General features: G+C 43.3%; 6 protein-coding genes, 2 tRNA genes and 2 rRNA genes. 7 read left to right on the plus strand and 3 right to left on the minus strand.

Annotated features, from left to right (window positions below; genetic code table 11):
- The first annotated feature begins 57 nt into the window (after positions 1-57).
- From ACMXYP_RS02060 to ACMXYP_RS02085, 6 genes are all read left to right on the plus strand, one after another.
- Positions 58-134 (plus strand) — tRNA-Ile (locus ACMXYP_RS02060).
- A 24-nt stretch (positions 135-158) separates the two neighbouring features.
- Positions 159-234: transfer RNA gene (locus ACMXYP_RS02065), tRNA-Ala, on the plus strand.
- A gap of 217 nt (positions 235-451) precedes the next feature.
- Positions 452-3,338: ribosomal RNA gene (locus ACMXYP_RS02070) — 23S ribosomal RNA — on the plus strand.
- A 142-nt stretch (positions 3,339-3,480) separates the two neighbouring features.
- Positions 3,481-3,596: ribosomal RNA gene (gene rrf / locus ACMXYP_RS02075) — 5S ribosomal RNA — on the plus strand.
- Between the two features lie 377 nt (positions 3,597-3,973).
- Positions 3,974-4,459, plus strand: a complete 486-nt coding sequence (locus ACMXYP_RS02080) for a DUF2489 domain-containing protein (RefSeq protein ID WP_415883351.1) — start codon at positions 3,974-3,976, stop codon at positions 4,457-4,459.
- Between the two features lie 3 nt (positions 4,460-4,462).
- The gene (locus ACMXYP_RS02085; protein ID WP_415883352.1) at positions 4,463-4,837 is read left to right on the plus strand and encodes a hypothetical protein; all 375 of its coding nucleotides are present in this window, start codon (positions 4,463-4,465) and stop codon (positions 4,835-4,837) included.
- Here ACMXYP_RS02085 and ACMXYP_RS02090 read toward each other — a convergent pair.
- The 3 genes from ACMXYP_RS02090 to ACMXYP_RS02100 are packed head-to-tail and all read right to left on the minus strand — an operon-like array spanning position 4,823 to position 10,611.
- Positions 4,823-7,474 carry an ATP-binding protein gene (locus ACMXYP_RS02090; RefSeq protein ID WP_415883353.1) on the minus strand — a complete coding sequence of 884 codons (2,652 nt, stop codon included), beginning with the start codon at positions 7,472-7,474 and terminating at the stop codon, positions 4,823-4,825. The genes ACMXYP_RS02085 and ACMXYP_RS02090 overlap by 15 nt on opposite strands.
- Positions 7,471-8,427 (minus strand): ABC transporter substrate-binding protein, encoded by a 957-nt coding sequence (locus ACMXYP_RS02095; protein WP_415883354.1) that lies wholly within the window; start codon positions 8,425-8,427, stop codon positions 7,471-7,473. The genes ACMXYP_RS02090 and ACMXYP_RS02095 overlap by 4 nt, the downstream gene beginning before the upstream one ends.
- Before the next feature lie 27 nt (positions 8,428-8,454).
- Positions 8,455-10,611, minus strand: coding sequence for a TonB-dependent receptor plug domain-containing protein (locus ACMXYP_RS02100; protein ID WP_415883355.1), 2,157 nt, complete (start codon positions 10,609-10,611; stop codon positions 8,455-8,457).
- Positions 10,612-10,909: 298 nt separating this feature from the next.
- Between ACMXYP_RS02100 and ACMXYP_RS02105 the strand changes: the two genes are divergently transcribed.
- A complete protein-coding gene (locus tag ACMXYP_RS02105; protein WP_415883356.1) occupies positions 10,910-12,292 on the plus strand; it encodes an ABC transporter substrate-binding protein in 1,383 nt (460 codons plus the stop codon).
- Positions 12,293-12,294 lie beyond the last annotated feature (2 nt).

Consider the following 12,294-nt stretch of genomic DNA (forward strand, 5'->3'; position numbering starts at 1 on the left):
ATTCTCGGCAAGCGTTCACACGAATTATCTGATCAGAGAAGTTAAGAGCAACGGTGTAGGCTTGTAGCTCAGCTGGTTAGAGCGCACCCCTGATAAGGGTGAGGTCGGTGGTTCAAGTCCACTCAGGCCTACCAATCAATAGCCTTACTGTTTTTCTTGGGGCTATAGCTCAGCTGGGAGAGCGCCTGCTTTGCACGCAGGAGGTCTGCGGTTCGATCCCGCATAGCTCCACCATCATCCTTGCGGATGAGAAGGAAGAGTTTTAAAACATATTGTCGTTTAAGACATTATCTTTTAAAGCTTTTTTGCTTTAAACGCTCTTTAACAATTTGGATTTGATTCATTTGATTTAGATTTAAGACATGTAGTTTTACTGCATGCGCCAATTCGGCGAAATCTATCGTTACTAGCAATACAAGTTACTGTGATTCCAGACGCCTTCGGGTTATATGGTCAAGTGACTAAGCGTGCACGGTGGATGCCTTGGCAGTCAGAGGCGATGAAGGACGTTGTAACCTGCGATAAGGTTCGGGGAGGTGGTAAACAACCTTTGATCCGGACATTTCCGAATGGGGAAACCCACCTATTTATAGGTATCTTTTAACTGAATACATAGGTTATTAGAGGCGAACCTGGGGAACTGAAACATCTAAGTACCCAGAGGAAAAGAAATCAACCGAGATTCCCTAAGTAGCGGCGAGCGAACGGGGACTAGCCCTTAAGCTTTATTAGATTTAACAGAACACTCTGGAAAGTGTGGCCATAGTGGGTGATAGCCCCGTATGTGAAAGGTCTTTTAAAGTGAAATCGAGTAGGACGGCACACGTGAAACGCTGTCTGAATATGGGGGGACCATCCTCCAAGGCTAAATACTCCTGACTGACCGATAGTGAACCAGTACCGTGAGGGAAAGGCGAAAAGAACCCCTGTGAGGGGAGTGAAATAGACCCTGAAACCGTGTACGTACAAGCAGTGGGAGCCGTTTTCGGACGGTGACTGCGTACCTTTTGTATAATGGGTCAGCGACTTACTTTTAGTGGCAAGGTTAAGCATTTGCGGAGCCGTAGGGAAACCGAGTCTTAATAGGGCGTCCAGTCGCTAGGAGTAGACCCGAAACCGAGTGATCTATCCATGGGCAGGTTGAAGATGCAGTAACATGCATTGGAGGACCGAACCGACTGTCGTTGAAAAGCCAGCGGATGACTTGTGGATAGGAGTGAAAGGCTAATCAAACTCGGAGATAGCTGGTTCTCCTCGAAAACTATTTAGGTAGTGCCTCGTGTCTAACCATGGGGGTAGAGCACTGTTTCGGCTAGGGGGTCATCCCGACTTACCAACCCGATGCAAACTCCGAATACCCATGAGTTCAATCACGGGAGACACACGGCGGGTGCTAACGTCCGTCGTGGAAAGGGAAACAACCCAGACCGTCAGCTAAGGTCCCAAAGTTTATGCTAAGTGGGAAACGATGTGGGAAGGCTTAGACAGCTAGGAGGTTGGCTTAGAAGCAGCCACCCTTTAAAGAAAGCGTAATAGCTCACTAGTCGAGTCGGCCCGCGCGGAAGATATAACGGGGCTAAGCATAACACCGAAGCTACGGATGCACTTTGTGCATGGTAGAGGAGCGTTCTGTAAGCTGTTGAAGCGGAAGCTGTAAGGCACCGTGGAGGTATCAGAAGTGCGAATGCTGACATGAGTAACGATAAGGGAGGTGAAAACCCTCCCCGCCGGAAGACCAAGGGTTCCTATCCAACGCTATTCGAGGTAGGGTGAGTCGGCCCCTAAGGAGAGGCTGAAGAGCGTATCCGATGGGAAACAGGTTAATATTCCTGTACTGCTCATAACTGCGATGGGGGGACGGAGAAGGCTAGGCTAGCGCGGCGTTGGTTGTCCGCGTTTAAGATAGTAGGTTTAGAGCTTAGGTAAATCCGGGCTCTTTTAAGACCGAGAATCGATGACGAGGTCCTTTATGGACTGAAGTAGTTGATGCCATGCTTCCAGGAAAATCCTCTAAGCTTCAGGTTATGACTAACCGTACCCTAAACCGACACAGGTGGTCAGGTAGAGAATACTAAGGCGTATGAGAAAACTCGGGTGAAGGAACTAGGCAAAATGGCACCGTAACTTCGGGAGAAGGTGCGCCGGTTTTGGTGATGGGACTTGCTCCCTAAGCTGAGGCCGGTCGAAGATACCAGGTGGCTGCGACTGTTTATTAAAAACATAGCACTCTGCAAACTCGAAAGAGGACGTATAGGGTGTGACGCCTGCCCGGTGCCGGAAGGTTAATTGATGGGGTTAGCGCTTGCGCGAAGCTCTTGATCGAAGCCCCGGTAAACGGCGGCCGTAACTATAACGGTCCTAAGGTAGCGAAATTCCTTGTCGGGTAAGTTCCGACCTGCACGAATGGCGTAACGATGGCCACACTGTCTCCACCCGAGACTCAGTGAAATTGAAATAGCTGTTAAGATGCAGTTTACCCGCGGCTAGACGGAAAGACCCCGTGAACCTTTACTACAGCTTCACAGTGGACTTTGACATTACTTGTGTAGAATAGCTGGGAGGCTTTGAAACCCTGTCGCCAGATAGGGTGGAGCCACCTTTGAAATACCAGCCTGGTAATGTTGAGGTTCTAACCCAGTTCCCTAAGCGGGATCGGGGACATTGTGTGGTGGGTAGTTTGACTGGGGCGGTCTCCTCCCAAAGAGTAACGGAGGAGCACGAAGGTACCCTCAGCATGGTCGGAAATCATGCAATGAGCGCAAGAGTAGAAGGGTGCTTGACTGCGAGACAGACACGTCGAGCAGGTACGAAAGTAGGTTCTAGTGATCCGGTGGTTCTGTATGGAAGGGCCATCGCTCAACGGATAAAAGGTACTCCGGGGATAACAGGCTGATACCGCCCAAGAGTTCACATCGACGGCGGTGTTTGGCACCTCGATGTCGGCTCATCACATCCTGGGGCTGAAGCCGGTCCCAAGGGTATGGCTGTTCGCCATTTAAAGTGGTACGCGAGCTGGGTTTAGAACGTCGTGAGACAGTTCGGTCCCTATCTGCCGTGGGCGTTTGAGATTTGAGAAGAGTTGCTCCTAGTACGAGAGGACCGGAGTGAACGAACCTCTGGTGTACCGGTTGTGATGCCAATTGCATTGCCGGGTAGCTACGTTCGGACGGGATAACCGCTGAAAGCATCTAAGCGGGAAGCCTCCTTCAAGATGAGATCTCACTGGGAACTTGATTCCCCTAAAGGGCCGTTGAAGACTACGACGTTGATAGGTTGGGTGTGGAAGCGCTGTGAGGCGTTGAGCTAACCAATACTAATTGCCCGTGAGGCTTGACCATATAACGCCCAAGGCGTTTGGCAAGTGACTTGTAAGATACGTAAGACGATAGAGAGTAACGAATTAGCGCGTAGTTAAGCTACAGTCGATAAACTATCTAGATCAAATAAAAGAAGAATCAGATCTAAGTTGTAACAGTTTTGCTTGGCGACCATAGAGTTGTGGAACCACCTGAATCCATCCCGAACTCAGACGTGAAACGCAACATCGCCGATGGTAGTGTGGGGCTTCCCCATGTGAGAGTAGGTCATCGCCAAGCATTTAATTAAGAGAAAACCCCGGTCACACTGTGATCGGGGTTTTTTCGTTGTGGGTTATAAAATACGGTTAAGAGCGGATAGGCGCTGCTTAGAGCGGATAAAAACGGGTAAAAGCAGATAAGCCCGTCAGGATGAGTTGTCTTAATTAAACCTAATATTAAACTGAATGCTGTCCTTAGCTGTCCTTAGCTGTCCTTAGCTGTCCTTAGCTGTCCTTAGCTGTCCTTAGCTGTCCTTAGCTGTCCTTAGCTGTCCTTAGCTGTCCTTTAAGTTATTAATCCTTTTAATGGGATTTTGCGTACATTTCCCCTAAACTTCGCATTCATATTTTTTGGTTTAATAGCGTCCAATAGTTATTGGTTCTAAGGTTGTTTGTATGTCTGACTCTCTAATTTATACATTAATTGCTATCTGTTTAGTTGTCTGTGTTGTAGCTATTTACTTCATTAAGCGTCATTACACACAGATTAAACAAGTTAAGGCTGAGCAAGCATTACAGGCTGAAAAAATAAGTAAACGCTATAATGAACGTAGGGCTTATTTGATTGAGAGTGTGCAGGTTATCTCTAGAGCGGTAGGTAATGATGAAAAGTTAACTACGACAGAGGCATGTATTCGCTTGTCTACTTTACTTGAATCTCTAGCGCCTCAGTTATTACAACACGCGGATTACTCAGTCATTTATGAGGTTTATAAGCGTACTGAACATATTCCAATTAAGGACCAGTGGAAAGCGCTCTCTAAGCAGGCTAAGTGGTCATTTCAGAGGGAAATGTCGCAGATCGACTCTGAACTTGGTGAGAAAGTGAAGCAAGCTGCTGCTAAATTGGCTAATTATGATTTTGATGAGAGTCTCCATTAATGTATGGAATTTTTACTCGTATTTTTAATTAGTTTCATAGTTCTTGTTGGTGTTGCCTTGGCATTTGCTTTAGGTAAACCGCCTACTTACCGTCCATCAAGAGCAGAGATAATGGCTCTTCTCGTAGACCTGATGGAAAAGCGTTTAGAAGTTGCGCGTTGGGAAATGTTTTTATCTCTCCCTATACTGCACGACCCTGAATTGGAAAATATTAGAAAGGGGTGTCTGGTAGTTGCTTTCGGAGATAATGAGCATCCGCCTGCAGGAGAAGGGCTAAGCGGAGCTATTTATGACCGTGACGGAATCCAGCGTATCAGAGTGATAGCTGTTAAATTAGATCATTTGATTAAATCTGAGCCCAGTTCAAAGCTCTTCTGACAGATCGTACTGTTCGTTTTCAATTATTCTCTTGAGCTGCCAAAGCTCCTTCCAGATGGCTTTGTACTCTTGCTCTATTAGAGCGTCATGTAATTTGTTGCCGCTGACTTCTAGTTCTGGAATCTGGAACAAACCAGCTAGGCCTAAAAGCTGATGACTATGATTTCTCATCATTGCTATATCTTTACTTTCGAAGCCGTTCATCATTCCCTGTAGTTGTTTTCTGACTTCTTCTGACAGCTCTTGTTTGCCTAGGTCATATTTCTCTATATCAGTGACTTCTTTTTGAGTAGTAGGCAATAACGGTCCATCATTTTTAGTAAAGGATAAGAACTGGTTTATAGAATGGCAGAGGTCACCATCATTAATTGGTTTCAACAGAACATGGCTTATGCCAGATTCGATTAACTTCTGATGTTCACTGGCTATGACGTTAGCGGTCAAAGCTAGGATCGGCAAGGTCGGTTGTGTAAGCCTGATCTGTTTTGTAGCTTCTATACCATCCATTTCAGGCATGTGCACATCCATCAATACCAAATCTGGTTGATGTTTTAGAGTTTGCTGTAGCGCTTCACTACCAGTCCGTGCCTCAAGTACTTTTGCGCCTGCTTGGGTAAGAATCTTCCTGACCAATAAACGGTTAAAGTCATTATCCTCTGCGATTAATATGGTTGGTGAATTAAGAATCTGTAACGCGTTCGCAGTTTCATATTCAGGAAGTTTGTAAGAATCAGGTGATAATGCGTTTAGCAGTAGTTGGGTTCTTGCAGGTTTGCGCAACTGCACAACTCTGTAGTTATTGATAATCGATACGGGTGTGCTACTTAAGAGGATCAGTCTACCATTGGATTTATCTATTATTTGGTTAATCTGATCTATGGTGTTTTTCTGTGTGTATTGAGGAGGTAGGCCCCAGACGATGGTGCTTTCTGGTAACTCTGCACTTAAAGACAACAGTTCTGCATACGAGGAAGCCTCAATGATTTTGGTCTGCATGCTGCTCAGTTGATGTTTTAAGCCTTGGCTATATAGTGGATTTGCGTCAAACAAGAGAATATTTTTACTCTTATAAGTGTGCTGAGCTCTTTGGCTCTGTCGTGCAGAAAATGGGATTTTAAGTGTTACTTCTGTCCCCTGGTTTTCCTTACTAGTTAATGAGATTGAGCCGCCCATCAGTTCAGTTAGGCGTTTTGCAATAACGAGTCCTAGTCCAGAACCCCCAAACTTTCTTGTGATAGAAGTGTCTGCTTGGCTAAACGCCTGAAACAGATTAGTAATTCTATCTTCTGGTATGCCAATGCCGGTGTCCTTGATAACGATTTCAAGTTCTGTCTGAATAGGGTCACTTTTACGGGCTGAAACATGCAAGCAAACGTAACCTGAAGAAGTAAATTTCACGGCATTACTGATTAGGTTAGATAATACTTGTCGTAATCTGATTGGATCGCCAATAATGAATTTAGGCGTATCTGCTTCGATAATTGGTATGAGCTCTATGCCTTTTTCATTAGCCGCAGCTGCTTGCATCTCCATAACATCAATCACACAGCTTTCAAATTCGAATGAAATCTCTTCTAACTCAATTGCATTCGATTCAAGCTTTGAGTAATCAAGAATATCATCGATGATTGAAAGTAATAAGTCAGAGGTTAGGTTGATAATTCTTGTGTATTCTTGTTGCTCCATCTGCAATTCAGTCTGATCCAATAATCGGGCAAAGCCCGAAACTGAAGTTAATGGGGTACGTAGTTCATGGCTCATACGAGCAAGAAATTCATCCTTAGCAACGTCTGCTTTATCCGCCCTTTTACGAGCTTTATCCAAAGCTTGGTTCTGTTTCTCTAGATGAACAAGTGTGGATCTTAAACGCTTGGTCGCTTTATCGACTCGACTTTCAAGCGTCTGGTTTGATTCCTGTACGCGTTGAGCTAGTCGGTTGATACCTTGCGCAAGTGAGCGTAGTTCGCCTGTACTGGATAAACTTGCACGAGTTTCAAGGTGACCATGTTGTAGCATCTCAATTACATGGGTTAGACCCAGAATTGGGTTGGTGATCCGTTGCCCAAATCGTGATGCGATTAATAAGGTGGTCAGTAAGCCTATGATGGCAAGGATTACCCCTTTCGTTAATATCTCAAACTGTCGTAGCTGTGTTGGTTTTTCCGAGAGAGCTATTATTACCCAGCCAATAAATTCTGGTTCAGCTTCCTTTCCTACAGGATCATCAGAGTCTAAAAAGTCCACGCCAGTTGCGACAACAGGGTGTAGGAAGTAAACCTGGTTGTTCTTATATAGTGGGTAACCTGCATCTTTATCTAATTGAGGTGCATTTGGGTTGCCTTGAACAATCACATCAAAGGACGGTGAAAGGAATATTACGTCATTTACTTCCTCTGTTTTTGTAGCGGATCGAATGAGGCCTTGAAGAATTTCTTTGTTGCCAATTAATAAGCCAAATTCAGCTGAGGTCGACATCATACGTGTCATTGTCTGGCCCTTTTCGATCAGAGCGTCATGTGCATCATCCAAGCGAGTATTAATGAAGTAACCACCTAATAATATAGTGATCATGCATAGCGGAAGCAGGGTGATAATTAAAACGCGCTGCCTGATACCTAAAGTTAACTTGCGCTTCATCGCTCCATCTCCATCAATTGTTGGGTAAGAGCGTCTTCTGAAGGTAATTTAATGTTCAGAGAGTTTGCTGCTTTTTGATTAGTTATCACGGAAAAGTACTTGGGGTATTGAGCTTCAGGCAAGCTAGTACTTGTGATTGCTTGTTGAATTATTTCTGCGGTTTGTTTACCTATTTGCTCTGGCGTTGAATAAACCGCAGTTAAAGCGCCTGCTTCCACATATTTCTGTGAGAAGCCAATTAAAGGTATCCGTTGTCGAAACGAGATATACAAAATCCATTTTGCAGTTGTGCGGTTGAAAACAGATTTGTCTGGTAGAGACAAAAATAGATCAGCATTACGAATAAGGGGCTGAAGTTTATGTATCGGGTTGTCGCTTTCCTGAAGAACGGTTGAACTGAGCTCAAATTGCTGTTGTTGCGCGGCTGCTTCTAATAGTGGTAGATCATTCTTTGAATTAGGTCCTAGTGCTGTAGCTACTGTATTTGCATTGGGGGCGATTATTCGTGCTAATCGAAGTTGCCGTGTATAAGGTTGATCTAGAAATACTGCAGTAATGGTTCCATTCTGAATTCGAGTATGGTCTTTTTTCCTCGCTAATAAAGCTTGATAAGTGAGGCGAGGTAGGAAACTCGCGTATAGCTTTTGAGATGCTGTTATTCGATTGTATAGTCGATCGGCTGCTCGTGAGCCAACAGCAACAATATGCTCGAAACCTTCGGTATTAAAGTTGTTATCTTCCAAATCTTGCAAGGTAACCACTTTGGTATGTGAGGAAATATTGACTTGAATGCTGTCCGCAACTTTTTGATAAGAGTCTGATGAACGGCTTAAAACAACAAGGTTATCTGCGAAAACAGGGGGTATGGACAAGATTAGAGCAAACAAAGCACTTAGCAGCGGAAAAATCCGCCACTTTGTTTTGTGCAGTGTACTAGAGCTCTTAATCAACACAGCTACAATCCATTGCAGTTTATTGGCTTAAAACGTTAGTCCCATTTGCAGATAGGTCCGACGCTCAAATATATTGTTTGAATAGAATTCTGCATACTCTTTATCGAATAGATTCTGAACGATGAGGGATACTTCTAGTTCTGTATTCATATCTAATTGGAAAGTATTCGAAACTTTCATATCTGTACGTGTGTAATTGGTACGGCCGCTGTTTTTATCACTAAAGCCCTCAAGCCACTCGGCATGATCCATATAGTATTGAGATAACGACAGCAAACTGTTATTTGTAGGTTTAGCAGATAGCACTAAAGATGCGGTATGCAAGGGTGATACTGGATTTAGTGGAACGATTCTTGGGTCTCCTTCAGGAGGTTTGTAAGCGCCGCGGTTCCAGATACCTCGCGTTTGATTGTAGCTATAATTGAATAAGATTGTATTTTTGTGGGGACCTGGGACAGTATATTTAAACTGTAGTTCTGCTCCTTGATTGGTCCACTCACCGTTGTTTGCACTTATATCATGATGATCATTGAATGGCTCATCGATATTGACATCTGTGTCTATTCTTTTACTGCGTACCACCGCATCATTTATGTCTTCGTAAAAAACTCTAAGATCAAAATGGGAATGGTACTCTGGCCAAAGTTTTAAAAAACCTATTTCAAATGAATTAATTTGTTCTGGTTCCAAGTCTCGATTGGGAAGGACATTGTTGTCAAATAAAGTACCTGCGGGAGCTAGAGCAATCGCGCTAATGTCCACAATATATCTACGATTAGCTTCTAGTAGAGAAGGCATGCGATGTGCTTGGGAATGAGCTGTTCGAACGCTAGATGTGTCGCTTAAAGCGTAATTTAGTGCTGTTCGATAAGATATAGCGCTACCGGCGATACTACTTTTTTCGAGCATTGAGCCAGCATTCAACGTGATTTTTTCTGTTGCTTGATACTGTATATTGCCAAATAGTTGCCAGCTGGATTCATCAATCCATTCTTTATCAGGGTATTGTAAAAGGATGTCGCTTTTAGCTCGTTCGTATTTAAACTCGCTACCTAAAGCCAAATTTATATTGTTGGTTGGATTAGATGTATATAAAAGCCCTACTTCGTGAGTCTGTATTGTGCCTCGTTCTGTATCTCTTGGAGCAATACCGTTGTTATGCTCAAGTAGAACGCTTGCAATCTCAACTGAGGTGAAAGGCCCTATAGATGGTATTCCTTCATATAATGCCAATTGCTCAGCAGAATTGTAATTTTCAGTATCAAGATTTAAATAATTATGCGTATAACGTAGTTGAAGTTCAGATTGGTTGTCTAAAACTCGACTCCAGCGAAAATCTTGAAAATTAGATTCGTGGTCCCTTGGTGAAAAATTAGCATCGATTAGATCTGTTTTATCTGAATCTCCGCGATAGGCGTATCCCTTAGTAGCACCAATATCAAAATGTATAGTGTCCGATAAATTAGGAGTAATTGATCCAGATAAGGTAATGAATGTGTTACGGGCGCCATCCTTATAATAATCGCTGCCATCATTTTCTTCCCTGCCGGCAGATAGGGTGTAACTGATATTAGAAAGGGTATTAGAGTGGCGTGCGGTAATGTTTTGTGTGCCGAGTGCACCAGTAGTTGTTCTAACAGCCGTTCCCGATTCGGCAACTGGTGATTTTGTGATGATATTGATGGCGCCGAGAAAGGCATTGGAGCCGTGGGTAGGTACGTTGGAACCTCGAACAACCTCAATATGATCTATATCATCTAGAGTAATACCTACAGTCTCCCATACTACAGTGGAGAGTAGAGGAATATAGATTGACCGGCCATTAATCATTACTTCCATACGCGAAGGAAAATCATCTGACATGCCGTGGTAGGTAACCCCCATTTTATTTGTGCTGATATGGTAAACCTGCATGCCAGGCACTAAACGAAACAGGTCTGGAATATTGATGGCACCCGAGGCTTCGATCATGTCCTGATCAATAATGGTGATAGCAGCAGGTGCTTCTGTTAGTTTTTGAGATAGGTGTGTCGCAGAAATTACCTGAGGAATATCAATGAAAATATCTTCCTCGGTGAAATCAGGTAATTCAGATTGATCTTGAGCGTAAACATTTAAAGCGGTGGCAAATACAACCGGAGTCATTAAATATTTTGATTGTTTCGTTATTTTGCCATAAATCATGCGAGTACATCCTATAAAAGCGTATGAACTTAGGTTTTCGAAACTAACGGAGGAAATAGGGTGTTGGGGTTAGATTTTAAGCCCAACATACACAATAATTATTCCCATAATAATAGCTTCAACGATGAAACCATTGTTTTCCAGTATCCAACTCATTGTTAACTAATGCAGCCAAACTTAATGGGTTATCTATGATAACTTTATGTGTATAGCAATTAAACCAGAGGGTTGAGAGTTGAAATCCGTTTTTAGGTCCTTTGTTTATATCTTTTCCCTTACATTAGTGTCGGTTTTATCAATGGCAGGAGAGCAAGCTGATAAAGCGATTGAAGGTGTCAAAATGCTGGTAACACAAGGCAGTATAGCATCTGACTCGGTGATTCGTTTGGTTGCAAAGCAGGGAAATGTAGCCAATTTTTTGGGGAAAAATCATAACCTTAAAAATCAATGGGAAGCGGCAACAGGTATACTAATTGATGCTAAAACAATGCCTCAGCAAGCTTCAATTGACTATATTCAGAATCATTCTGATGTCGATTTAACTGTTGCTCGAAATAGAGAATATGCTGATCTATTTCACAATAACTTGATTGTTGACCTCTCTCCTTTTATTAAACGGTTTGGTTTTGAATTAGTTGGTGCTCAAAACAAAACTTTTTTAATGCCAAAAAAACAAGCTTTTTATGCGGGAACCCCTGTTGCGATCCCTGCGGATGGTGATATTGCTTTGTTATATCTCCGTCGAGATCTATTGGAAAATCCAGAGAATCAACAGTCCTATCAAGATCAGTTTAAGGAACCGCTACAAGTACCTAAGACATGGCTAGAGTATCAAAGGCAGGTGGAGTTCTTTCATCAACCAGGGTCCGAGTTTTATGGCTCTGTAGAACAGCGCGATGAGGCTTCTGCGTGGATGTTCTGGATGCCGCGGTATGTTTCGCAAGGTTATCCAAATCAATTTTTATTTGATGACAATATGAAGCCATTGATCGATAGTGAAGCTGGTATTGCTGCTACAGAGAGCTATTTAGCGACCTTACCTTATTCCCCACCTGATATTCTTAATCATACCAGCAACTACACCTATACCCTGCCGATTTTTATGAGTGGAAAAGGTTATTCGACCATTATTACCTTGGCCGGGGCGAAAATTTTTAATTCCCCTCATTCTAAAGTTCGAGAGAAATATATAGCTGTACCAATGCCAGGAACTCAAGTTGGTAATATAGTTAACCGTCGTACTACGCTTATCTATGGCAACAACCTAGTGATTCCAAGTACTTCTGAGAATAAAGAGTTGGCGTTTTTATTTGCAATGTGGCTAACCGACCCTGATATATCTGAACTTGCTTTATCGGAGAAAGGAGGTTTTGCTGATCCTTACCGAGCTAATCACTTTGAGTCTGAGTCCATTCAGGCTACGTACGGTAAGCAAATATTAGATATAGCTCTTAAAGAAATTCCCGTGACTGTGCCTGCAGGGACGGGATTGCCTGGGGATAGGGAGTATATTGCTGCGCTTAATAAAAATCTGTTTCTTGCGGCAAAAGGCGAGCAGTCGGCACAAGAGGCTATGCGTGTAACAGCTCAAGAGTGGGATCAGATTACAGAACGATATGGCCGAGAGCAGCAACTTAAATATTGGCTTAAAATGAAAGCGTTATTTCCAACTGTCCATTAAGG

Source organism: Neptuniibacter sp. QD34_54 (genome assembly GCF_047778055.1).
GTDB lineage: Bacteria > Pseudomonadota > Gammaproteobacteria > Pseudomonadales > Balneatricaceae > Neptuniibacter.